Genomic DNA, 24,287 nt, shown 5'->3' on the forward strand with positions numbered 1-24,287 from the left:
AGGCCCCGGCGTGCGCACGTCTGCACGCCGGGGCCTCGGCGCGTAGGCGGGGTCTCGGGGAGGGAACCGCGATGTCCGATTTCCGCCAGCCGTAGCCGTGCGGGGGTGAGAGAGTGGAGGACATGAGCTACTCCTTCGACGAGCGCTACCGGGCGATCAGCGCTCGGGACACCCGCTTCGACGGGCAGTTCGTCACCGCCGTGCGCTCGACGGGGATCTACTGCCGGCCCAGCTGCCCGGCCCGCACGCCGAAGCCGCAGAACGTCACGTTCTATCCGACGAGTGCCGCGGCGCACGAGGCCGGCTACCGCGCGTGCAAGCGGTGCCTGCCGGAGGCCGCCCCCGGGTCGCCCGCGTGGGACGTCCGCGGAGACACGGCCGCGCGGGCCATGCGCCTGATCGCGTCCGGCGTGGTCGAGCGCGAGGGTGTGCCAGGACTCGCGTCGCGACTCGGCTACTCGAGCCGTCATCTCACGCGGCTGCTGACGACCGAGCTCGGCGCCGGACCGCTCGCACTCGCGCGAGCGCACCGCGCCCACACGGCCCGCATGCTCCTCGTGGGCACCGACATGCCCATCGCGGACGTCGCCTTCGCCGCCGGTTTCCACAGCGTCCGTCAGGGCAACGACACGATCCGCGAGGTGTTCGGTCTCACGCCGGGGGAGCTGCGTGCCCGCCGCCGCACGCCCTCCGCGGCCGTACCCGGAACGATCGACCTCGTCCTGCCGTACCGGGGCCCCCTGGATGCGGCCGGAGTCTTCGCGTGGATGGCCGCGCGAGCCGTGACGGGCGTCGAGGAGGCCACGGCGACGTCGTTCTCCCGTCATCTCCGGATGCCGGGCGGCCCCGCGTGGTTCGAGGTGCGTCAGGAGGAGACGGAGCGGTTGCATCTCCGGGCCCGGGTCGCGCAGCTCGGCGACCTCGCGCCGCTGGTGGCCACGGCACGCCGCATCTTCGACCTCGACGCCGACCCGCTCGCGGTCGACGAGGCCCTGGCCGCGCACCCGCCCCTCGCCCCCCTCGTGGCGCGGACCCCCGGCATCCGCGTGCCCGGGGCTGCCGATCCGCACGAGATGCTCATCCGCGCGATGATCGGGCAGCAGATCACGGTCGTCGCCGCCCGCACCACGCTCACCGCCCTCACCGACGCGCTGGGGGAGCGGACCCCCGACGGCCTGCTGTTCCCGACGATGTCGGCCATCGCGGCGCACGGGGCGGAGGTGCTGCGCGGCCCCGCCGCCCGGATCCGCGCCGTGACGGGAGCCGCCGCGGCCCTGGCGGACGGGAGCCTGACCCTCACCGTGGGCGATGACGGTCCGACGCAGCGCGCCGCCCTCCTCGCGATGCCCGGCATCGGACCCTGGACCGCCGATTACGTGCGGATGCGGGTGCTCGGCGATCCGGACGTGCTGCTCCCCGGCGACGTGGCTCTCCGTGCCGGTGCCGCGGCCTCCGGGCTGCCCGCCGACCCGAAGACCCTCACCGCCTGGGCGGAGCGCACCGCACCGTGGCGGAGCTACCTCAGCGCGCATCTGTGGCGTGCCGCCCCGATCCGTCCCGCCGGACCGCGGCGCAGATCCGCCGTCCGGCCCGCCCGCGACATCGCATCCGACACCGAGGAGACCTCATGACCGCTCTCATCCAGACCCTCGACACCCCCGACGGTCCCTTCACGATCCTCGCCGACGAGCGCCAGCGGGTGCTCGTGTCCGGGTGGACCGACGACGTCGAGGCGATCCTCGGACGTCTTCCCGCCCGCGTCCGCCCCGACGCCGTGCGCGACGCGGAGACGGAGGCGGCCGGCGCGGTCGGCGCGTACTACGCGGGTGACGTCGCGGCGATCGACGGGGTCGCCGTCGCGCAGACGGGCACCGCCCTCCAGCTCGCCGGCTGGGCGGCGCTCCGCGGCATCGCGCCGGGGGAGCCCCTGACCTACACCCGCTTCGCGGCCCGGCTCGGCAACCCGCAGGCGGTGCGGGCGGCGGCGTCGATCTGCGCCCGCAACGCCCCGGCGCTGTTCGTGCCCTGCCATCGGGTGCTCCGCACGGACGGCTCCCTCGGCGGCTTCGCGTGGGGGCTCCCGGTGAAGGAGAGCCTTCTGGCGCGGGAGCGCGCCGCCCGCTGACATTCCGATCCGAGGAGCCCGCCCCGCACGGAGCGGGCTCTTCGGCGTCCCGGGAATTCCCCTTGCGCTCAGCTGGTTCACAGGAATAGGCTGATGGGCTGTCGCGCCAACCGGACGACCTCGCCGAGCCCTTGAGGAGGACACCATGACTACGATCGCCACCGCGCGGATCGCCACCCTCGGCTCGACCCCGGCGCGCCCGCTCTCCTAGAGCCTCCGCCCCTCTTCTGCACCGGATGCCGGGCTCCGTGAGCCCGCTCTCGCATCCGTTCCCCGCTCTTCTCCCCTTCGACTCCTCTGAGAGACATGTCTTCCTCGTCTTCCGCGCAGAACCCGTCCCCCTCGTCCTCCCTCTCCACGCCCGCCGCGCTGTGGCGGCTCAAGCCGTTCGTGAAGCCCGTCATCTGGCGCCTCGCCGGCGGTGCCGCCAGCGCGCTCGCGGCCGCGCTCATCGCCCTGATGATCCCCATCGTGCTCGAGCAGATCATCGGCGGGCCGGTGCAGTCCGGAGCGCTCGACGCGATCATCTGGGGAGCGCTCGCCGTGTTCGCCCTCGGCCTCGGCGAGGCGCTCATGGTGTGGCTCCGCCGGCAGTTCGTGCTCTTCCCCGCCACGCAGGTGGAGTACCGCATGCGCACCGAGCTCTACGCGCGCCTGCAGACGCTTCCCGTCGCGTTCCACGACCGGTGGCAGTCCGGGCAGCTGCTGAGCCGCATGATGCAGGACATCGGCCTCATCCGCCGGTGGCTCGCCTTCGGCCTCGTGCTCCTCGTCGTGAACGTGCTGACGATCCTCATCGGCTCGGTGCTGCTGTTCCGCTGGCACTGGCTGCTGGGCACGATCTTCCTCGTGACGGCGGTCCCGCTGTGGATCCGCGGCTACCTCTTCGAGAAGCGCTACGGCGCACTCACCCGCCGCAGCCAGGACCAGGCGGGCGATCTCGCCACCAGCGTCGAGGAGAGCGTGCACGGCATCCGCGTGCTCAAGGCGTTCGGCCGCGGCACGCACGCCCTCCGCCGCTTCAGCCGTCAGGCCGAGACGCTGCGCGAGACCGAGATGAGCAAGGCCGGGGCCATCGCCTCGATCTGGTTCTGGCTCGACCTCATGCCGCAGATCGCCTTCGGCCTCAGCCTCATGTCGGGCATCTGGCTCATCTCGCAGGACGCGATCACGTCGGCGGAGCTCTTCGCCTTCTTCGCGATGGCCGTCGTGCTGCGCTGGCCGATCGAGTCGATCGGCTTCCTGTTCTCGTTCATGCTCGACGCGCGCACGGCGACGGACCGCGTCTTCGACATCTTCTCGGAGACGAACACCATCACCGATCCGGAGAACCCGGTGCACATCAAGAACCCGCGCGGGGAGCTCGCGTTCGAGAACGCGCACTTCCGGTACCAGGACGCGGCCGCCGACGAGCGGGACCTGCTCGACGGCATCGACCTCGTGCTGCGGCCGGGCGAGACCATGGCGCTCGTGGGCCTCACCGGCAGCGGCAAGACGACGCTGACGACGCTGCCGACGCGGTTGTACGACGTGACGGGAGGCCGGGTCACTCTCGACGGCGTCGACGTGCGCGACCTGACGCTCGCCGAGCTCCGGGAGCACATCGCGATGGCGTTCGAGGACGCGACGCTCTTCTCGGCGTCGGTCCGTGAGAACGTCCTGCTCGGACGCGCCGACCTCGACGTGCACAGCCCCGAAGCCGAGCGCGTCCTGCGCGAGGCGCTCGACGTGGCGCAGGCTTCCTTCGTCGACACGCTCCCCGAGGGTGTCGAGACGGTGATCGGCGAGGAGGGACTGAGCCTGTCCGGCGGACAGCGCCAGCGGCTCGCCCTGGCCCGCGCCGTGGCCGCCAACCCCCGCGTGCTCGTCCTCGACGACCCGCTGTCGGCGCTGGACGTCGACACCGAGGCGCTCGTCGAGGAGGCGCTGCGGCACGTGCTCGCCGACACCACCGCGATGATCGTCGCGCATCGTCCGTCCACCGTGGCCCTCGCCGATCGCGTGGCGCTGCTCGAGGACGGCCGGATCACCGCCGTCGGCACGCACGCCGAGCTGCTCCGGACGAGCCGGCACTACCGGCACGTCATCTCCAGTCTGGAAGCCGAGGAGGCCGCCCGCACCGGGGCCATCCCGATCATCCGCGACGAGCAGGCCGAGATCCACGAGACCGTGAAGGACGGCATCCGCGAGGAGGCCGATGACGAGGCGCCGGGAGGCGCCCCCCGATTCGCAGGAGAGGAGGTGCAGCGATGAGCTCCCTCACCGGAACCCAGGACGAGGACCGCTCCCGCCTCACCACGGAGGAGAGCAGGGCGATCCGCCGCCGCTCGCTGCGGCTGCTCGGCTCGCTCGTGCGTCCGCTCAAGCCGCAGATCGTGCTCGCCGCGACCGTGCTCGTCATCTCGACGGCGCTGCAGGTGGCGGGGCCGATCCTCATCAGCATCGGCCTCGACCGGGCGCTCCCCGCGGTGCTCGACGACGCCGACTGGATGCCGACGTTCGTCGTCGGCGGGATCTACCTGCTCGCGGGTGCTCTCGCCGCCGTGCTCATCGCCTGGTACGTCATCATCGCGGCGAAGCTGACCCAGGCCGTCCTGCTGGACCTGCGCAAGCGCATCTTCCTGCACACCCAGCGCCTGAGCCTGGAGTTCCACGAGTCGTACACCTCGGGGCGGATCATCTCGCGCCAGACGAGCGACCTGGACTCCATCAAGGAGCTCCTCGACGGCGGCCTGAACGAGCTCGTCTCCGGCGTGCTCTTCGGAGTCTTCACCTTCATCGCGCTGTGCGTGTGGGACTGGCAGTCCGGTCTCATCCTCGCGATCGGCGGCGTGCCGCTGTTCTTCCTCATGCGCTGGTTCTACTCGCGCTCGCAGCTCGTGTACCGCGAGTCCCGGGTGATCAGCGCGAAGGTGATCGTCCAGTTCGTGGAGACCATGACGGGCATCCGCGCGGTCAAAGCCTTCCGGAAGGAGCCGCGCAACGACGAGGCCTTCCAGGGCGTGGCCGGCGAGTACCGGGACGTGAACCGTCGCTCGATGCTGCTGTTCGGCACGTTCGAGCCGGGCCTCATGGGCGTCGCGGCGCTCGTGCTCGGGGTCGTCGTGCTGTGGGGCGGCATCCGGGTCTCGGAGGGAGCGCTGACGGTCGGCGTGCTGCTGTCCGCCGTGCTCTACGTGCGCAACTTCTTCGCTCCGATGCAGGAGATCGCGATGTTCCTCAACTCCTATCAGTCCGCCACCGCGGCGCTGGAGAAGGTGTCGGGCGTCCTGGAGGAGGTCCCGACGGTGCCGGACCCCGAGAAGCCGGTCGACCTCTGGGAGTCCCGCGGGCACATCCGCTTCGGCGAGGTCACGTTCGCGTACAACGAGGACAAGACGATCCTGCCGAACTTCTCGCTCGACATCCCGGCCGGGCAGACCATCGCGCTGGTCGGGACGACGGGGGCGGGCAAGTCCACGCTGGCCAAGCTCATCTCGCGGTTCTACGACCCGTCCGCGGGGACGGTGACGCTCGACGGCGTCGATCTGCGGTCGCTGCACCCGAAGGATCTCCGCCGGGCGATCGTCATGGTCACGCAGGAGGCGTACCTGTTCAGCGGGACCGTCGCCGACAACATCGCGCTCGGGCGCCCGGACGCGACGCTGGACGAGATCCGCGAGGCGGCACGGGCGGTGGGCGCCGACGCGTTCATCTCGGCGCTGCCGGACGGGTACGACACCGACGTGAACAAGCGCGGCGGTCGTGTCTCGGCGGGGCAGCGCCAGCTCATCTCGTTCGCCCGCGCCTTCCTCGCCGACCCGGCGGTGCTGATCCTCGACGAGGCGACGGCCTCGCTGGACATCCCGTCCGAGCGGCTGATCCAGGACGCGTTGCAGACGCTGCTGGCCGACCGGACGGCGATCATCATCGCGCACCGGCTGTCGACGGTGGCGATCGCGGACCGTGTGCTCGTGATGGAGCACGGCCGCATCATCGAGGACGACACCCCGGCCGCCCTGATCGGCGGCACCGGGAAGTTCGCCCAGTTGCACGCGGCCTGGCAGGAGACGCTCGTCTGACGCGCTGACGCGCTGACGCGCTGACGCGACTGAGGCCCCGGCATCCGCACGGATGCCGGGGCCGCTGCGTCCGGGCGCGGGCGCGCCGCGGTCGGTAGCATCGAAGGATGGACCCCTTCCTCCTCGTCGCGGAGTGGTGGTGGCTCGCGCCGACCGCCGCCGCCGGGGTGACCGCGGGGGCTATCGGGGTGCGTCATCGCAACACCCGCAGCGGCCGCCGTCTGGAGTACGACGCCGCCCGGCACGACCTCCGTGAGGCCCAGCAGCGCGCGGTGGTCCGACGGACGGCGCTGAAGGTGGCACGAGCCGACCTCGCGAGGGTCTCCGCCGAGCGGGCCGCGCAGCGCGCGAGCGCCGAGCAGGTGGCCGGCGCCCGGCGCATGCTCAAGGAGCGTGAACGCGATGCCAGGGCGGCGGCGGCCGACGTCCGCGCCCGACGAGTCCGGCTGAACGCGGCTCGCGCCGCGATCCCCGCCGGCTCCGCCCCGCGGCCGCTGGAGCGGCTGTATGCGGAGCACGAGGCAGTGACGGCGCGGTGGATGCGATACGAGACCGACCCCGCGCTGCAGATCACCTATCCCGAGATGACGGACGTGAAGCGCCCGGAGACGGCCGCCTACCTCCGGGCCGCCGGCGCGGCGGTCGAGGCGCGTCGGCAGACGACGGGCCGCGTGACCGCCGCCGAGTACGCGGCCTACCGCGACGCCGTCGCCGAGCTGGAGCGGGCGTTCGAGGCCGCCGAGCACGCCGCGAAGGTGCAGACGGGGGAGGCGCCGCCGACTCCGGCCTGGCAGGACGCTGCGCAGGACATGCTGCACCGGTCTGCGGAGGCCATCGACCGGGCGGCCGGAGCTGCCGCGTCTGCGCTCGCCGCGTGGAACAGCCGCCGGGGGAAGGGCACGCCTCCCGGCGACAGCGGTCAGCGCTGAGAGGGATCGAGGTCGCGCCGCCCGGCGGAATCCGAGGGCGACGGAGTCTCGATGGGGGAGGGGATTCGAGACCCCGCCGCCGGTCTCAGGAGGGGACCCGGATCTCGGCGATGACCTCGCCGTAGGCCGTCTCCCCGACGGGGGTGAAGCCAACGCGCCGGAAGAACGCCTCCGGGCCGTCCTCGCCGGCTTCGTAGATGACGTTGACGTGGTCGACGCCGCGGTTGCGTGCTTCGTCGATGAGACTCTCCACGGCGAAGCGGCCGACGCCGCGACCCTGGTCGTCCGCGTCGACGTTGATGCGCCACAGCACGGAGCGGAAGTGCTCCTCCGGGGCCTCGTCGTCGAAGTTGGCGCTCACGAAGCCCACGACCTCGTTGCGGTCCAGGATCACCCGCTGCCAGGAGGTCTGCGGGTTGATGACGGTGGCCGCGATGCCGTACGAGACGGGGGCGAGGAACTGCTCCTGTCCGGGCTTGAGCGACAGGTTGTTCACGGCGACGATCGTCGCGGCGGAGAGTTCGACCATGCGCAGTTCGGACATGTCCCCAGGCTAGCCCCTCCGGTCACCGCATTCATCACTCGGGAGGACTTTTCACGGACCGGGCGCCTCCCTCGGGGCCGCCGCTTCGGGGCCGACCCCGCTCAGGTATCTTGGTATCGAGACAAATAGACCTCGTGAACGGAGAACCTCCCGGTGACCGACGACGCCATCATCTACACCTACACCGACGAGGCACCGGCACTGGCCACCGCCTCGTTCCTGCCGATCGTCCAGGCCTACACGGGCCAGGCGGGCATCGAGTTCGAGACGCGGGACATCTCTCTGGCCGGCCGCATCCTCGCCGCCTTCCCGCAGAAGCTCACCCCCGAGCAGCAGGTCGGCGACGCGCTGGCCGAGCTGGGCGGCCTCGCCACCCTCCCCGAGGCCAACATCATCAAGCTGCCGAACATCTCGGCGTCGATCCCGCAGCTCAAGGCGGCCATCGCGGAGCTGCAGCAGCAGGGGTACGACATCCCCGACTTCCCGGACGAGCCCTCGTCGCTGGAGGAGAAGGACATCCGCGCCCGCTACGACCGCATCAAGGGCTCCGCCGTGAACCCGGTGCTGCGCGAGGGCAACAGCGACCGCCGGGCGCCGCTGGCGGTGAAGAACTATGCCAAGAAGCACCCGCACCGCAACAAGCCGTTCGCGGAGGGCTCCAAGACCCGCGTCGCCACCCTGGGCCACGACGACTTCAAGCACAACGAGCGCTCGTGGGTCGCCGCTCACGACGACGTCCTCTCCTTCCGCCACACCGCGAAGGACGGCACCGTCACGGTCCTCAAGGAGGGGCTCAAGGTCCTCCCGCGCGAGATCATCGACGCGACGTTCCTGTCCGCGAAGGAGCTGGACGCGTTCCTCGCCGACACCCTCGCGGAGGCCAAGGCCGACGACGTGCTCTACTCGGTGCACCTCAAGGCCACGATGATGAAGGTCAGCGACCCGATCATCTTCGGTCACGTCGTGAAGGCGTTCTTCAAGGACGTCTTCGACCAGTACGGCACCCAGCTCGCCGAGGCCGGGCTCAGCGCGAACGACGGCCTCGGCTCGATCCTCGCCGGCCTGGCCACCGTCGCGGGTGGCGAGGAGATCGCCGCGGCGTTCGACAAGGCCATCGCCGAGGGGCCGCGCCTCTCGTACGTGAACTCCGACAAGGGGATCACGAACCTGCACGTGCCGAGCGATGTCATCGTCGACGCGTCCATGCCCGCCCTCGTCCGCAACGGCGGGAAGCTCTGGGGCAAGGACGGCGAGGAGGCCGACACGATCGCGGTCATCCCCGACTCCTCCTACGCGAGCGTCTACCAGGCCGTGATCGACGATGTGATCGCGAACGGCCCGCTCGACCCCGCCACCATCGGCACCGTGCCGAACGTGGGTCTCATGGCGCAGGCGGCCGAGGAGTACGGCAGCCACGACAAGACGTTCGAGATCGCGGCGGACGGCATCGTCCAGGTGCTCGACAGCGAGGGCACCGTCCTCATCGAGCACGAGGTCGGCAAGGGCGACATCTGGCGTGCGACGCAGACCAAGCACATCCCGGTCATGGACTGGGTCAAGCTCGCGGTCGGCCGCGCCCGCGCGACGGGTGCCCCGGCGGTGTTCTGGCTCGACGCGAACCGCTCGCACGACGCGCAGATCATCGCGAAGGTGCACCAGGGTCTCGCCACGCTCGACACCAAGGGCCTGACGATCACGATCCTCGCGCCGGAGGAGGCGACGCGGTACACGCTCGCCCGCATGCGTCACGGTCTGGACACCATCTCGGTGACCGGCAACGTGCTGCGCGACTACCTCACCGACCTGTTCCCGATCCTCGAGGTCGGCACGAGCGCCAAGATGCTCTCCATCGTGCCGCTGCTCGCCGGCGGCGGACTGTTCGAGACGGGCGCCGGCGGCTCGGCTCCGAAGCACGTGCAGCAGCTGGTCGAGGAGAACTACCTGCGCTGGGACTCGCTGGGCGAGTTCTTCGCGCTGGCCGCCTCCCTCGAGCACTTCGCCGACCGCACGGGCAACGAGAAGGCCCGCGTGCTCGCGGAGACGCTCGACGCCGCGACCGGTACCTTCCTCGAGGAGGACCGCTCGCCCGGCCGCGCTCTCGGCACGATCGACAACCGCGGAAGCCACTTCTACCTCGGCCTGTACTGGGCGCAGGAGCTGGCCAAGCAGACGAAGGACCCGGAGCTCGCCGCCGCCTTCGCGCCCATCGCCGAGAAGCTCGCCGCGAACGAGGAGACGATCGTCTCCGAGCTGAACGCGGTGCAGGGCTCCCCGGTGGAGATCGGCGGCTACTACCGTCCGGACGAGAAGCTCGTCGAGGCGGTCATGCGCCCGTCCACGACGCTCAACGAGATCGTCGACGCCCTGCGCTGAGACGACGAGAAGGGGGCGGATGCTGCGGCATCCGCCCCCTTCTGCTGTCTTCCCCAGCCGGGTTCGCCCGGTGCAGGGCTCCGGATCAGTTGTAGACGGAGACCTCGAGGCCCACGGGGGACCAGTCGTAGACGTACTTGGCGAGGTCGATCGGCAGGTTCACGCAGCCGTGGCTCATCCGGTTGCCGAAGTTGTTGTGCCAGTAGGTGCCGTGGAAGCCGATGTTCGGGGCGAACCACGTGATCCAGGGCACGTCCTCGGTGCAGTACGGCGCGCCCTCGTAGCAGCCCATGTCCTGGATGGCGGTGTGCGCGAACACCTTGAAGTTGCCGGTCGGCGTGGGCGTTCCGGGAAGACCGGTCGACACCGCCCAGGACTGCACGACCTTGTCGTTCTCGAACAGGTAGGCGCGCTGCGTGCTGAGGTTGATCTCGGCGCGGCGGAACAGGTTCGTCGTCTCGAAGGGGGTCTCCGTCACGGAGAGGGCGAAGACGCCGTCTCCCGCGGCGAGTTGCGTCGCGAAGTCGTCGGCGATGTCCGCGGTGTCGCCGAGGGCGCGTCCGGTGGCGCCCTCCTTCTCGGCGCGCAGCACGTTCCCCGCGGAGTCCACGATGTTGGTCGCGTTGACGGGGGCGCGGTCCACCGCGGCGGGCAGCGTGTCCACCGTGGCCTGGATCGCCTCGGGGTCGGCCTCGATGCGGAGCTGGCCGTCGTCGTCGACCACGGTCAGCCAGGAGGCCGCGACCTCGGGGGAGACCGGGACGGTCCGCTCCTCGCCGACGTAGAAGCCGATGGTCGAGAGCATGGTGTTGAGCGTGGTCGCGGTCGCCGTGGCGTCGTCGTCGGACACGGCGGGCGCGGCCTCGGCCGGACCACCGGGGTACTCGAACGTCGTGCGGCCGTCGCCCACGGCCTCGACGAAGGCCGCGTTCAGTGCGGTCACGTCGATGCCCGTCCCGGGCGTGGACGGCGTGACGGCGTAGGTGCCCTTCGCGGCGTCGAAGACCACTCCGGCGTCGACCGGGTCGACGAAGCTGCCGGGGACGGCGCTGCGGAGCGCCGCGGCGGCGGTCTCCTGGTCGAGCACGATGTCGGCCGGCACGGGGTCGCCCATCCACGCGCCGAGGTTCCACATCGGGTGTGCGGCGAACGCGGCGTCGGCGAGCGCGGTGGCATCGGCGGTGGCGCCCAGGTCGGCGCCCGTGAGCACGGCGTCGTCGCCCTCGCCCGTGAGGGTCACCTCGGTCTGCGCGAGGCGGGAGCTGATCGCGTCGGCGGCGGCCCCGGGGGTCATCCAGCCGACCGGGATGCCCGCGACGGTGGTGCCGGGGGCGATGAGGATCATCGAGGCGGCGCCGGCGCCGAGCGCGACCACGCCGAGGCCGAGACCGATCCACAGGCCGAGGCGGCGCTTCTTCGGGGCGGGCTCGACGGGAGCCCAGGCCAGAGGCTGCTCGCCGGTCTGCGGCGGGGCCGTGTCGGTCGCCGCCTCCGGCGTCAGGACGCTCGTCGGTGTCGCATCGTCGGGCTGTGCCCCCGTCGCAGTGCCCGGCGTGGAAATCAGATCGGTCACGAACTACACCCCCCGCAGTCTCGACGTGTCCTGGCGTCCATGGTACGGGATGGCTGGTAACGGGGAGGCAACGGTCCTGATAAGGTGCCTCCCCGTTCGCCAGGGGTGTCGGGGGTCAGTCGACGACGGCGAGTCCGTCGATCTCGACGAGCATCTCCTCGCGGGGAAGTCCGGTGAAGACGGTGGTGCGGGAGGGCAGCACGCCGCTGGTCGTGTGGGCCTCGACGAACGCGCCGTAGGCCTCGTTCATGATCGGGAAGTCCTCGCGCTTGGTGAGGTACACGCGCAGCATCACGACATCGTCGAACGTGGCGCCGGAGGCCTCCACGATGGCCTTGACGTTCTCGAGCGTGCGGGTGGTCTGCGCCGCGACGTCGCCCGGGTACAGGTACTCGTTGGTCTGCGGGTCGACGGGGCCCTGGCCGGAGACCTGGACGATCGGGCCCTTGCGGACGCCCTGCGAGAAGGTGTGCGCGGGAGCGGGGGCGGCGTCGGTGGAAACTCGTGTCTTCGCGGTCATGCCGCCAGCCTAGTAGCCTTGTTAGATGCCTCTACAAATTCCGGATCCCGTCCTCGGCGCCTGGGCGAAGGGGTTCCCGGCGCACGCCGCGGGGCTGCGTCTGTCGGAGGTCGGCGCGGCCGGTCTGCACCTGTCGGACCTCGGCACCCCGGTGCTCACGGTGCACGCCGACGCGATCGCGCACAACGAGGACACGGTGTTCGGCTGGGCCGCGCGCGAGGGCGTCCGCCTCGCCCCCCACGGCAAGACCACCATGGCGCCCGCGCTCTGGCAGCGGCTGCTCGACGCGGGAGCCTGGGGGATCTCGGTCGCCACACCCTGGCAGGCCCGCGTCGCCGTCGACGCCGGTGTGCCCACGGTGCTCATCGCCAACGGGGTGACGGACGGCGCCGCGGCCCGGGAGCTCGGAGCGATGCTCGCGGCCGACGAGGGCCTGCGGATCCTCTGCGGCGCGGATTCCCTCGCCGGTGTCGCGATCCTCGCCGACGCCCTCGCCGGCGCCCCCCGACCGCTGGACGTGCTCGTGGAGCTCGGCGGCGCGCAGGGCAGGACGGGCGCGCGCACGGTGGCGGAGGGTGAGCGCATCGCCGCGGCGATCGCGGCCGCCCCTGGTCTCCGCCTGGCCGGGGTGACGGGCTACGAGGGGCCCTTCGGTCCCGATCGCTCCGCGGCCTCGGTCGCCGCGGTGGACGGCTTCCTGGCCACGCTCGTCGAGCTGCACAACCGTCTCGACTACCCCGACGGCGTCCGCCCCGTGCTCAGCGCGGGGGGCAGCTCCTTCCCCGATCGCGCCGCCGCGGTCCTCGGCGCTGCGGGAGGGGACGCCGAGGTCGTGCTGCGCTCCGGTGCGTTCCAGATCCACGACGACGGCTTCTACTCCCGCATGTCGCCGTTCGGTCCGCTGACGGACACCGCCCCGCTGCGCTCTGCGATGCACGCGTGGTCACGGGTGGTCTCGCAGCCCGAGCCCGGCCTCGCCCTGCTCGACGCCGGGCGGCGAGACGTGCCGTTCGACATCGACCTCCCGGTGCCGCAGTCGGTCGCCGGCGCCGTGACCGCCCTGAACGACCAGCACGCCTTCCTCCGACCCGCCGACGGGGCGACCGTCGCGGTCGGCGAGGTCGTGCGGCTGGGTCTCTCGCATCCGTGCACCGCGTTCGACAAGTGGCGCGTCGTCGCCGTGATCGACGACCCCGACGCCGAGGACCCCCGGGTGATCGACGCGGTGGCGACATGCTTCTGAGCGCCGAGAAGGCCGCGGCCGGCCTGGTGCGCGTCTATCGTCGGGCGACCGTCGTCGACGGTACCGGTGCTCCGCGCGTCGTCGCGGACGTTGCGGTGGAGGGGGCCAGGGTCGTCGCCGTCGTCCGCGACGGCGACGGGACGACGCTCGAGCTGCCGGACGGCGCGGTCGAGGTCGACGCGTCCGGCCTCGTCCTGGCGCCCGGTTTCATCGACATGCACGCGCACAGCGATCTCGCGGTGCTCCAGGGGGCCGCGCACGACGCCAAGATCCGTCAGGGGGTCACGACCGAGGTGCTCGGGCAGGACGGCCTGGGCTACGCGCCGCTGGACGAGGCGACAGCCGCCGTCATCCCCGCGCAGATCGCAGGCTGGAACGGGCGGCCGTCAGTGGTCCCGTGGCGGTCGATGGACGACCTCCTGCGGGCGATCGACGCTGCCGCGGTGGCCAACGCCGCGGTGCTGGTGCCGCAGGGCAACCTCCGGATGATGGTGGTCGGACACGACGACCGCCGGGCGACCCCTGCCGAGATCGCGGCCATGGCCGACCTGCTCGGGCAGGCCCTCGACGCGGGGGCCTTCGGCATGTCGAGTGGCCTGACCTACACCCCGGGGATGTACGCCGACACCGCGGAGCTCGAAGCCCTCTGCCGGGTGGTGGCGGAGCGCGGCGGCTACTGGGCGCCGCACACCCGCAGCTACGGGCGGGCGGCGCTGGACGCGTACCGCGAGGCCATCGAGATCGGCCGCCGCACCGGGTGCCCGGTCCATCTCACCCACGCGACCATGAACTTCGCCCCGAACCGCGGTCGCGCCGCCGAGCTGCTGGCGCTCGTCGACGCGGCGACGGCCGACGGCGTCGACGTGACCCTGGACACCTACCCCTATCTCCCGGGGGCGACGACCCTCGCCGCGCTCCTGCCGAGCCGGCTGGCGGCGACCGGCGACCTGCTCGGCGTCCTGGCAGCCCTCGACGCAGAGGGGCGCGAGGCGGTCCGGGTCGAGCTGGAGGAGATCGGCTGCGACGGGTTCCACGGCGAGGCGGCGGACTGGTCGGCGATCCAGATCTCCGGGACCGCCCACCCCGATCTGGCCGGGCTCGTCGGCCGGACGATCGCCGACATCGCGGCGGAGACCGGGCAGCGCGCCGTCGATGTCGTGATCGACACGATCCTCGCCGATGCCGGCGCCACGGGTGTGCTCATGCACATCGGCGACGAGGACAACGTCCGCGCCATCATGCGGCACCCCCGGCACTCCGGCGGCAGCGACGGCATCCTCATCGGCGCGCGCCCGCACCCGCGCGGCCGTGGCACGTTCCCCCGTTACCTCGGGCACTACGTCAGGGAGCTGGGGGTGCTGAGCCTCGAGGAAGCGGTGCGTCATCTCTCCGGCAACCCGGCCGCCCGCCTCCGCCTCGACCGCAGCGACGCACCGCGCGGCGTGATCCGCGAGGGCGCCACCGCCGACCTGGTGCTCTTCGACCCGGAGACGATCGCAGCCGGAGCCACCTTCGACGACCCGCACGGCGCGCCGCAGGGCGTGCATGAGGTGCTCGTCGGCGGTGTGCCGGTCGTCATCGACGGCGACCCCACGGGTGCCGTCGCCGGCCGTGCGCTGCGGATGCCTCCGTCCGCGCCGCGGGCGACGGTGCCGCACATCCCCGCAGAGATCGACTCCCTGGCGCCTGGTTTCCGGTGGACGCCCTCGACTCCGATCCTCGGCGCGCCGGAGCTGGCGGCCGCGGTCGCACGGCTCGGCGGCGGGGGAGCGGACGACACCCTGCCCGCGATCCGCCTCGTGATCGACGAGGAGCTGGGCGCCGCGGCCTCCGCCTCGGGGCGCCACGGTGCCGAGGCCTTCCGGGTGACCGTGACGGCCTCCGGGATCGAGATCGCGGGGGCGACGCCGGAGGGGGTCTTCCGCGGCGCGACCACGCTCCGGCAGCTCCGCGACCCGGATCACGACCGCGCCCTCCCCGCGATCATCCCGGCCGGGCGCTGGGAGGGCGCTCCCGCCTCCGCCTGGCGCGGAGCGATGCTCGACGTGGCGCGGCACTTCCGCCCTGCGGAGGACGTGCGTCGCCTCATCGACCTGCTCGCCGACCACCACCTCAGCATCCTGCACCTGCACCTGACGGACGATCAGGGCTGGCGCTTCGAGGTGCCCGGCTACCCGCGCCTGACCGAGGTCGGCGCGCGGCGCGAGGCCACCCAACGCGGTCACGGACCGGAGGCCACGGTCGAGCCCGGCGTGCACGAGGGCTTTTACACCTCCGCCGAGCTGCGCGACCTCGTGCGGTACGCGGAGGAGCGCTTCGTGACGCTCGTGCCCGAGGTCGAGCTGCCGGGACACATCCAGGCCGCGCTCGCCGCCTATCCGGAGCTCGGCAACCTCGACGTCGGGACGCCGCCCACCGGGCCGTGGGAGCGCTTCGGCGTGAACGCCCGCACCCTCGCGCCCACCCCGGAGGCGCTGGCCTTCGGCCGTGCCGCCATCGACGCGCTGTGCGACGTGTTCCCGTCCCCGTGGATCGGGATCGGCGGGGACGAGGTCCCGGTGACCGAGTGGGCGGAGAGCGCGGCCGCCGCCGCGCGCATGCAGGAGCTGGGGCTGGCCACGGCGCACGACGTGCAGCCGTGGTTCACGGCGCAGTTCGTCGACCACGTCCGCCGCCGCGGTCGGACCGCGCTGGCCTGGGACGAGGTGCTGGAGGGCGACGTGCCCGACGGCGTCCGCATCCTCGCCTGGCGCGGACCGGTCGCGATGCGCGAGGCGCTGCGCCGGGGGATCCCGGTCGTGGGGTGTCCGGATCTGGAGGTCTACCTCGACTACCCGCAGTCGGAATCGACCGAGGAGCCCATCCGCGTCGGTCCGCCGCTGACCATCGAGCGCGCGTACTCCTTCCAGGTCGTCGAGGGGGCGGTCGGCGGGCAGGCGAACGTGTGGACGGAGCACCTGCCGAGCAGGGACCGGGTCGACTTCGCGATGTTCCCGCGTCTCGCCGCGATCGCGGAGCGGCTCTGGGACGGGGGAGAGCCCGCCCCGTTCGCCGACTTCGCGCGGCGGCTGCCCACGCACTTGCGGCGCCTCGCCGCGGCGGCGGTGCGGTATCGTCCGCTGGACGGCCCGTCGCCCGAGCAGCGGCGCCCGGGGGTCCCCGGCAAGCCCATGACGGTGGAGACGCGGGAGGCGATCGTCGCCGGCCTCGTCGAGCGCCTCCTCCGCCGGGCCGCTGACGAGGATCCGCGGTCGGCGTGATGTCACGTTTCGGTAACCCTGCCCGCGGAATCGCGCGGAACAGTTGCACAATTCCTGTTCGTAAGGTCTACTAACAAACATGTCCGTTTCGGATGATCAGCGCCCCGCGGCGACGACAGACTTCGTCGCCGCGAACGCCCACGCCTTCGGCCCCGCGCGGCATCTCCGTTCGCGCACCAAGGTGCTCCCCGAGCACGCGCGTGGTCACAACCGCGCCCTCGTGCTGCAGACGCTCTATCACTCGGGGGCGATGAGCCGCGCCGACCTCTCCCGAGAGACCGGCCTCACGCGCGTCACGATCTCCGACCTCGTCGCGGAGTTCATCGCCGACGGCATCGTCGTCGAGATCGGCGTCCGCGAGGCGGTGGGCCCCGGAAAGCCGCCGATCCTCATCGACATCGACCGCGTGGGGCATCAGATCATCGGACTCGACCTGTCCGGTCCGACCGCCTTCGAGGGGGCCGTGCTCAGCCTCGACGGCGACGTGCTGGAGCGGCGTCAGGTGCCGCGTCCCGCGACGCCCGACGGCGATGCCGCGTACGACGCCCTCCGCGGCCTCGCGCAGACCCTCGTCGAGATCGCCACGCAGCCGGTGCTCGGCGTCGGCATCGGCACCCCGGGTGTCGTGCGTCCGGACGGCCTCGTCCTCAGCTCGCCCAACCTCGGCTGGACCGACTTCCCGTTGGAGGCGAAGCTCAGCGCCGAGCTCGACCTCCCCGTGCTGGCGCGCAACGACGCCAACGCCGCGGTGCTCGCGGAGTACACGTTCGGCGAGGCGGAAGCCGACTTCATGCTGATCAAGATCGGCCGCGGCGTGGGTGCCGGGCTCATCACCGGCAGCCAGCCGCTCCTCGGCAGCCGTTTCGCGGCGGGGGAGATCGGTCACGTCGTCGTCGGCACGGACGGCGGCCCCCGCTGCGCGTGCGGCAAGATCGGCTGCCTGGAGGCGTGGCTGAGCGTGAGCCGCATGCAGGAGGCGATCGACGCCGACCCGGCCGCGCGCGAGGAGATCCTCCGCGACTCCGGGACCCGCATGGCGATCGCGATCGCCCCGATCGTCGCCGCCCTCGACCTGTCCGAGGTCGTGCTCTCCGGACCCGCCGAGCTGCTGGACGGCACGCTCATCGACGCGGCCGTCGAGACGCTCCACGCCCGCACGCTCGAGGGCGTCTTCGAGGACGTCATGGTGCGGCTCACCCGCCAGGACGACATCGTGCTCCGGGGCGCCGCGGTGATGGTGCTCTCCGGGCAGCTGGGGGTGTCGTGATCTTCGCGACCATGACCGGGAACGGCATCCGATGATCGTCCCCGCCTCCGCCGACCGCGCCGGTCGGCCCCTTCGCGTGGGCCTCGACGTCGGCGGCACGAAGATCGACGCCGTCGCCGTCGACCCGGCGGGGACGATCCTCGCCCGCCTCCGCCGCCCGACCGGGTGGGGAGAGGACGCCGTCGTCGACAGCATCGTCTCGACCGTCGCCGCGCTCGCCGAGGAGAGCGGGCTGCCGCTGTCCGCCGTCGGATCCGCCGGCATCGGCATCCCCGGCCTCGTGGACGCGGAGACCGGACGTGTGCTGCACGCCGTGAACCTCGGCGTGGAATCCCTCGACCTCGCGGCGCGCGCCGAGCAGGCGCTGGGCGTCCCCTTCCGGGTCGAGAACGACGTGAAGGCGGCCGCGCTCGGCGCCGCCGTCCTGAGCGACGTCGCCGGATCGATGGCCTACCTGAACCTCGGCACCGGCGTCGCGGCCGGCATCGTCATCGACGGCCGCATCTGGCGCGGGGCGCGGGGGACCGCGGGCGAGGTCGGGCACCTCTCCGTCGACCCCCGCGGGCGTCTGTGCGGCTGCGGACAGCGCGGCTGCGTGGAGACGTTCTGCGGCGGCGGGGCGCTGGCCAAGGCCTGGGGACGCCCCGGCGCGCTCCCGGTCAAGGACATCGTGGAGGCGGCCGACGCCGGCGATCCGCACGCCCTCGCCCTGCAGGCGGACCTCTTCTTCGGGGCCGCGGCGGCCGTGCGCGTGCTCGTGCTCTCGGCCGACGTCGAGACGGTGGTCATCGGCGGCGGTCTCACCGCGCTCGGCGGTCGTCTCGCGGACGGCATCCGCGCGGCCCTGCATGCGGGTGCCCAGGCGTCACCGTTCCTGAAGTCCCTGCGGCTGGATGAGAGAATCGAACTGCTCCCCGCGGGTTCCCCCGCCGCCGCTTTCGGCGCCGCTCTGGTGGGCGCATCCATTTCTGAGAAGGAGATCGTTCCGCATGGCTGAGGTCGTCATCGTCGAGAATGCCGAGGCCGCCGGGGCCCTGGTCGCCACCGAGATCGTCGAGCTCATCGACCGCCGCCCCGACGCGGTGCTCGGACTCGCGACCGGCTCCACGCCGCTGCCGGTGTACCAGGCTCTCCGCAGCCGCCTCGCGGGCCGGGACGTCTCGCAGGTGCGGGGCTTCGCACTCGACGAGTACGTCGGGATCGACCCCTCCCACCCGGAGAGCTACCGCTCGGTGATCACCCGCGAGGTGGTGGAGCCGCTGGGCCTCGACCCGGAGCGCATCCACGTGCCGAACGGCGCGGAGGCGACCATCCAGCACGCGGGTGAGGACTATGACGCGGCCATCGCCGCGGCCGGCGGGGTCGACCTGCAGATCCTCGGCATCGGCACCGACGGGCACATCGGGTTCAACGAGCCCGGGTCCTCCTTCGCCTCCCGCACCCGGGTGAAGACCCTGACGGAGCAGACCCGCGAGGACAACGCCCGGTTCTTCGACTCGATCGACGACGTCCCGATGCACTGCATCACGCAGGGGCTGGGGACCATCCTGGAAGCGCGTCACCTCGTGCTGCTGGCGTTCGGCGCGGGCAAGGCCGAGGCCGTGGCCGGTGCGGTCGAGGGGCCGCTCACGGCCCTGCTGCCTGGTTCGGCCATCCAGCTGCACCCGCACGCGACCATCGTCGTCGACGAGGCCGCCGCGTCGAAGCTGCAGCTCGCCGACTACTACCGCTACACGTTCGCGAACAAGCCGGCCTGGCAGGGCATCTGATCCGAGGCGCTAGCGCGCTCCGGCCGGCCACGCGAGCGGCAGCAGATGCTCGACGCTCAGCGGGGCCAGCGGGAGCGCCGCGGCGTCCTCCGGGGTGATCCAGCGCAGCTCGGCGAGCTCGGCCTGCACGCGGACCCCGTCGGGATCGATCGAGGCCGAGAACGCGTCGGCCACCACGCGGTGCCCCGGCTCGTTGGCGGCCGCCGACACGAAGCGCCCCAGGGGCCGGAGGTCGGCGTCCGTGAGCTCGAGCCCGAGCTCTTCGTGCAGCTCGCGGATGAGGGTCTCGACGGGGGATTCGCCCGGCTCCGGCTTGCCCCCGGGCTGCATGAAGCGGGTGGTGCCGTGCTTGCGGACGACGAGGACCCGCCCCTCCGCATCGACGATCACGGCCGCGCTCACGTGGATGTCAGGCATCGAGAGAGAAGACCTTTCCGGGGTTGAGGATGCCGAGGGGGTCGAACACCGCGGCGATGTCGCGCTGGAGGCGCCATTGGTCGTCGCCGAGCTCGTCGGCCAGCCAGCGCCGCTTGAGGACGCCGATGCCGTGCTCGCCGGTGAGGGTGCCGCCGAGCCGGATCGCGGCGCGGAAGAGCTCGTCGGCCGCCGCCCACACCTGCGGCGGGGTCTCCGGACCCTCGAAGATGAAGTTCGGGTGCAGGTTGCCGTCGCCGGCGTGGGCCACGGTCGGGATCACCATGTCGAACTGGCGCTCGATCCGGGCGATCTCGTCGAACATCGCGGGCATGGCGCTCCGCGGCACCGAGACGTCCTCGATGAGGGTGGTCCCCAGCGACGCCATCGCGGCGTGCATCGACCGCCGGATCGCCAGCAGGCGATCGCCCTCGACGGGGTCGTGCGAGACCACGGGGACGCCCTCGTGGGCGCTCAGGATCGCGGCGATGGCGTCCGCCTCCGCACGCGCGGCCGGGCCGTCGGTCTGAATCGTCAGCTGTGCGGCGCCCGGGGTCGGCGCGGGGAGGGCGAGCAGGGCGTGGACGGCGGCGAGGCTCGCGGCATCCATGAGCTCCATGATCGCGGGCTGGATCCCCGCGGCGGTCACGGCCGCGGAGCCTGCGGCCGCCGCCCGGACGCCGGGGAAGGTCGCCGTCACGGTGCAGGTCTCGCCCGGCACCAGGCGGCGCAGCTTGAGCGTGGCTCCGACGACGACGCCGAGCGTTCCCTCCGACCCCACGACGAGGGCGGTGAGGTCGAGCCCGGTCACGCCCTTCACGCTGCGGTGCCCGAGGTGGAGCAGGCGTCCGTCGGCGAGGACGAGATCGACGCCGAGGACCGCATCGCGGACGACGCCGTACTTCGCGCAGAGCAGTCCGCCGGCTCCGGTCGCGATGTTGCCGCCGACGGTGGAGATGTCACGGCTGGCGGGGTCGGGCGGCCACCACAGTCCCTGGGCCGCCAGGTGCGCGTTGAGGTCGGCATTGAGGATGCCGGGCTCGACCACGGCGAGGAGGTCGTCCGGCCGCACCTCGAGGACGGCGTCCATCCGGCGGAGGGAGAGGACGATCTCCCCCTCACCGGCGTTGGCGGCCCCGGCGAGCCCGGTCCCGGCACCGCGAACGACGACGGGCGTGCGCGTGGCCGTGGCGATGCGCAGGGTCTGCTGCACGTCGTCCACGCTCTCGGCATGGACGACGGCCAGGGGGAGGCCCACCGCGGCATGACCGGAGCGGTCGGCTCTGGCCTCGCGCCGCGCCTGCTCGCTGACGTCCACGCGCGCCCCGAGGGCGTCGCGGAGCAGCGAGACGACGCTCACGACCGTGCGCTCATGCCAGCGCGCGGCGTCCGCTGAGGACCCCGGCGACGACGGCCACCAGCGCGAACGCCGTGCCGATGAGGGCCTGGCCCATGGACCACCACGCGATGGTCACGCCGACGTAGATGAAGAGCTCGACGACCGCGCGGAGGAAGGGGTGCACGCGGAGCACCGGGCGCGGGGAGAGGAACAGCGCCCACAGCAGGAGGGCGACGACGGGGGCGCCGACGCCGATCACGACGTTCCACGGCAGGTCCCAGCTCGCGAACCCCCACAGGGCGAGCGAGGCGATCGCCGCGATGAGGACGACGACGCGCACGATGTCGAGGGCCGTGAGGGCCGGACGGTCGACGCCGGCGACAGGGGCGGAATCCGGGGTCATACGACCAGTCTATTCCGCGGGCGGGGCGTCCTCGGCCGCGGCGTCCGTCGGTGCGTCTGCGGTCGGGGCATCGGTGGCCACGACCTCGGCGGGGGCGGCGTCCGTCGGTGCGGCTTCCGCGGGTGCCGGTTCGGCGGAGGCGGCGTCGGTCGGGGCCGCGACCTCGGCGACGGGGGCCACGGTCTCGGCGACGGGGGCCACGGTCTCGGCGACGGGCGCTTCGGGCGCCGGCGCCTGCTCGGCCTCCTCGATGACGACCGCCGGCTGCTCCTCGGCCGCCGTCGCCGCTGCGCGCTCGTCGGCGCCTGCCTCCTGGGGTTCGAGCGAATAGAGCGAGGTGGTGGCCGACGGGCCGGCCTCGCCGGACGGCAGCACGTAGCGGAAGGTCACCGGCACGAGGCTGGCGAACAGGAACTGGTCGAGGGAGGCCCGCAGCTGGACGAAGCCCGTGCCGTCCTCGCCGAGGACGATGCTGTCGCCCTCCTGGCCGCCGAGCAGTGCCTGAACGACGGTGCCCGGTGCTCCGGCGACCGGCACGACGTAGTACCAGTGCAGGTCCTCGCCGAGCCAGAAGTCGGCGGTGCTCCACGTGGGCGGATCCGTCGGGATCGCGGGGTCCACCGGATCGACGGGGTCCACGGGATCGACGGGGTCCACGGGATCCACAGGGTCCACGGGGTCCACCGGGTCCACGGGGTCCACGGGATCGACGGGGTCGACGGGGTCCACGGGATCGACCGGGTCCACCGGGTCCACGGGGTCCACGGGATCGACGGGGTCCACCGGAGCGACGGGCGGCACCGTGGCCTCGGGGAGCGCGGGGACGACCACGGGGGCGGCGGGAGCCGCATCGGGTCCGGCCTCCGAGGACACCGGCGGGGCCGTCTCGTCCTCCGCGGGGGGAGACGGCGGCTGCGTGGCATCCGGCGTCTCGATCACCACGGGCTCGTCGAGGTCGAGGGAGGAGTCGGGAGCGATGTCGGTCGTGATCGACGACGGGTCGGTGTCCGAGGCGCTGGGCAGGGAGGTCGCGGGGTTCGCGCCCGCGAGCCCGGGGACGATGGCCGCCGCGGCGACGACTCCGGCCACCACGAGGGCCGCCGACCCGGCGCCGACGACGGCGCCCATGCCCGTGAAGACGCCGCCCGTGCTCGCGCCCGTGCCCGCACCGCCGGCGGAGCCGGCTCCCGAACCCGCGGCGCTGACCCCGGAGGTGGCCGCCGCGGCCTGTCCGATGCCGCCGTCGCCGACGAACACCGCACCGGGGATGGTGGACGCCGCGCCCGCCACCGCCAGGACCGGTGCACCGCCCTGGAGGGCGGCGAGGTACCCGGAGGCGCCGGTGGCGCCGAGGACGAGCGGGAGCAGCACGAGGGCGAGGCGCTTGGAGACGTCCTTGGCCTCGGCGGCGACGATCATGCAGCGCGCGCACTCGTCGAGGTGCAGCTCCAGGCGACGGTGGTCGCGGGTGGCGAGGTTGCCGCGCGAGTAGGCGCCGAGATGCTCGATCGTCCACTGGCACTCGGAGCCGGGGCTCGCGCTGCGCAGGTGCGCCTGGATCCACGCCTCGCGGAGCCCTTCGCGGGCCCGGAAGGCGAGCTGCGACACCGCGCCGGCCTTCATGCCGAGGAGCGGAGCCACCTCCTGGGGCTTCATCTGCTCGATCTCGGTGTACCAGAGCACTTCCTGCCACCGGGAGGGGAGGCTGCGGAACGCCTGGGCGGTGAGGCTGCGATCGAGCGCCTCGTTCGTGGCGTGCTCGGTGCTGTCCGGGTCGGCGACCGTGTCGAGCTCGTCGATCGCGGTCTCGCGGCGCGCGCGTCCCCAGGCGGCCGCGGTGTTGCGGATGCTCGTGAAGAGGTACGCGCGGAACGAGCCGTTGGGGCCGCCGCCCTTGAGGATCGCCTGGTAGATGCGGGTGTAGGACTCCTGCACCAGGTCGTCCGGATCGATGGACGAGGTCACCGACCGTGCGACTGCCATCCCGGAGGGATAGTGCCGCCTCCAGAGTTCCCCGAACGCCCCCTTGTCGCCGGAGCGGACGCGGAGGATCAGGTCGGCATCGCCGATGGTGTCGTCTGGTGTGGTGTTCTCTCGGTGCACGGTCATCCATCTGGTCCCGGGGCACACAACCGTCCCCAGGAGGAGAGACGCGAGAAGGCGTCTTTCATTACGCGGTCCCTCCATTGTCTCGCGAAATCGGCATGCTGGCCAGCCCCAGGACGGACTCGGAGCCGATGCTCGGGATCGGCTCCTCGAGCGCGGTGACGACGCCCGCGGAAGGGAGCGGCGAAGAATTCTCAAACTTTTTCGGAGAACCGCGTAATGAACCGGGGACACCCTCGTCTCTTCCGGTAGAGACAGCCGAAATGGACTCCACCGGGGGGCGGAGTTCCGGCGCTGGTGCGGGGGGTACTGCACCAGTGGGCGGGTCGGGATCCTCGGGGGAGGAGCTCCCGGCCCCGCC

18 protein-coding genes are annotated in these 24,287 nt (G+C 72.5%); 11 read left to right on the plus strand and 7 right to left on the minus strand.

The window, feature by feature from the left end; genetic code table 11:
- The first annotated feature begins 122 nt into the window (after window positions 1-122).
- From IZR02_RS04350 to IZR02_RS04370, 5 genes are all read left to right on the plus strand, one after another.
- The gene (locus IZR02_RS04350) at window positions 123-1,631 is read left to right on the plus strand and encodes a DNA-3-methyladenine glycosylase 2 family protein (protein ID WP_062766274.1); all 1,509 of its coding nucleotides are present in this window, start codon (window positions 123-125) and stop codon (window positions 1,629-1,631) included.
- The gene (locus IZR02_RS04355; RefSeq protein WP_062766277.1) at window positions 1,628-2,125 is read left to right on the plus strand and encodes a methylated-DNA--[protein]-cysteine S-methyltransferase; all 498 of its coding nucleotides are present in this window, start codon (window positions 1,628-1,630) and stop codon (window positions 2,123-2,125) included. The genes IZR02_RS04350 and IZR02_RS04355 overlap by 4 nt, the downstream gene beginning before the upstream one ends.
- Window positions 2,126-2,431: 306 nt before the next feature.
- The gene (locus IZR02_RS04360; RefSeq protein WP_062766280.1) at window positions 2,432-4,378 is read left to right on the plus strand and encodes an ABC transporter ATP-binding protein; all 1,947 of its coding nucleotides are present in this window, start codon (window positions 2,432-2,434) and stop codon (window positions 4,376-4,378) included.
- Window positions 4,375-6,186, plus strand: coding sequence for an ABC transporter ATP-binding protein (locus IZR02_RS04365; RefSeq protein WP_062766283.1), 1,812 nt, complete (start codon window positions 4,375-4,377; stop codon window positions 6,184-6,186). The genes IZR02_RS04360 and IZR02_RS04365 overlap by 4 nt, the downstream gene beginning before the upstream one ends.
- A 107-nt stretch (window positions 6,187-6,293) precedes the next feature.
- Complete coding sequence (locus IZR02_RS04370) at window positions 6,294-7,115, plus strand: hypothetical protein (RefSeq protein ID WP_062766286.1); 822 nt, start codon at window positions 6,294-6,296, stop codon at window positions 7,113-7,115.
- 85 nt (window positions 7,116-7,200) lie between these two features.
- On the opposite strand, the gene IZR02_RS04375 is transcribed toward IZR02_RS04370, so the two are convergent.
- Window positions 7,201-7,659, minus strand: a complete 459-nt coding sequence (locus tag IZR02_RS04375) for a GNAT family N-acetyltransferase (RefSeq protein WP_025103788.1) — start codon at window positions 7,657-7,659, stop codon at window positions 7,201-7,203.
- A gap of 153 nt (window positions 7,660-7,812) precedes the next feature.
- Between IZR02_RS04375 and IZR02_RS04380 the strand changes: the two genes are divergently transcribed.
- The gene (locus IZR02_RS04380) at window positions 7,813-10,032 is read left to right on the plus strand and encodes an NADP-dependent isocitrate dehydrogenase (protein WP_025103789.1); all 2,220 of its coding nucleotides are present in this window, start codon (window positions 7,813-7,815) and stop codon (window positions 10,030-10,032) included.
- Window positions 10,033-10,117: 85 nt separating this feature from the next.
- Here the strand turns inward: IZR02_RS04380 and IZR02_RS04385 are convergent, their stop codons facing one another.
- Window positions 10,118-11,605: a L,D-transpeptidase family protein gene (locus IZR02_RS04385; protein ID WP_231729407.1), complete on the minus strand. Its 1,488-nt coding sequence runs from the start codon at window positions 11,603-11,605 to the stop codon at window positions 10,118-10,120.
- 115 nt (window positions 11,606-11,720) lie between these two features.
- The gene (locus tag IZR02_RS04390; protein ID WP_025103791.1) at window positions 11,721-12,125 is read right to left on the minus strand and encodes a RidA family protein; all 405 of its coding nucleotides are present in this window, start codon (window positions 12,123-12,125) and stop codon (window positions 11,721-11,723) included.
- A gap of 25 nt (window positions 12,126-12,150) precedes the next feature.
- Between IZR02_RS04390 and IZR02_RS04395 the strand changes: the two genes are divergently transcribed.
- The 5 genes from IZR02_RS04395 (at window position 12,151) to nagB (ending at window position 19,664) form a co-directional block, all read left to right on the plus strand.
- The gene (locus IZR02_RS04395; protein WP_082758484.1) at window positions 12,151-13,368 is read left to right on the plus strand and encodes an alanine racemase; all 1,218 of its coding nucleotides are present in this window, start codon (window positions 12,151-12,153) and stop codon (window positions 13,366-13,368) included.
- Window positions 13,359-16,628: a family 20 glycosylhydrolase gene (locus IZR02_RS04400; RefSeq protein ID WP_062766289.1), complete on the plus strand. Its 3,270-nt coding sequence runs from the start codon at window positions 13,359-13,361 to the stop codon at window positions 16,626-16,628. Before IZR02_RS04395 ends, IZR02_RS04400 begins: the two co-directional genes overlap by 10 nt.
- Before the next feature lie 79 nt (window positions 16,629-16,707).
- Entirely contained in the window at window positions 16,708-17,895 is a 1,188-nt protein-coding gene (locus IZR02_RS04405) for an ROK family transcriptional regulator (RefSeq protein ID WP_025103794.1), read from the plus strand.
- Between the two features lie 31 nt (window positions 17,896-17,926).
- Complete coding sequence (locus IZR02_RS04410; protein WP_062766292.1) at window positions 17,927-18,892, plus strand: ROK family protein; 966 nt, start codon at window positions 17,927-17,929, stop codon at window positions 18,890-18,892.
- Window positions 18,885-19,664 carry a glucosamine-6-phosphate deaminase gene (gene nagB, locus IZR02_RS04415; RefSeq protein ID WP_025103796.1) on the plus strand — a complete coding sequence of 260 codons (780 nt, stop codon included), beginning with the start codon at window positions 18,885-18,887 and terminating at the stop codon, window positions 19,662-19,664. The genes IZR02_RS04410 and nagB overlap by 8 nt, the downstream gene beginning before the upstream one ends.
- Window positions 19,665-19,673: 9 nt before the next feature.
- Here the strand turns inward: nagB and IZR02_RS04420 are convergent, their stop codons facing one another.
- Genes IZR02_RS04420 through IZR02_RS18020 form a run of 4 tightly spaced genes read right to left on the minus strand, consistent with a single transcriptional unit; the run spans window position 19,674 to window position 23,929 of the window.
- Window positions 19,674-20,081: an NUDIX hydrolase gene (locus tag IZR02_RS04420; RefSeq protein WP_025103797.1), complete on the minus strand. Its 408-nt coding sequence runs from the start codon at window positions 20,079-20,081 to the stop codon at window positions 19,674-19,676.
- Window positions 20,074-21,438, minus strand: coding sequence for an FAD-binding oxidoreductase (locus IZR02_RS04425; RefSeq protein ID WP_062766295.1), 1,365 nt, complete (start codon window positions 21,436-21,438; stop codon window positions 20,074-20,076). Before IZR02_RS04425 ends, IZR02_RS04420 begins: the two co-directional genes overlap by 8 nt.
- Before the next feature lie 10 nt (window positions 21,439-21,448).
- On the minus strand, window positions 21,449-21,820 hold the full coding sequence (locus tag IZR02_RS04430) for a YrdB family protein (protein ID WP_062766298.1): 372 nt from the start codon (window positions 21,818-21,820) through the stop codon (window positions 21,449-21,451).
- A gap of 9 nt (window positions 21,821-21,829) precedes the next feature.
- Window positions 21,830-23,929 carry a sigma-70 family RNA polymerase sigma factor gene (locus tag IZR02_RS18020; protein WP_217316570.1) on the minus strand — a complete coding sequence of 700 codons (2,100 nt, stop codon included), beginning with the start codon at window positions 23,927-23,929 and terminating at the stop codon, window positions 21,830-21,832.
- Between the last annotated feature and the right edge of the window lie 358 nt (window positions 23,930-24,287).

The organism is Microbacterium paraoxydans, assembly GCF_019056515.1.
Classification (GTDB): domain Bacteria; phylum Actinomycetota; class Actinomycetes; order Actinomycetales; family Microbacteriaceae; genus Microbacterium.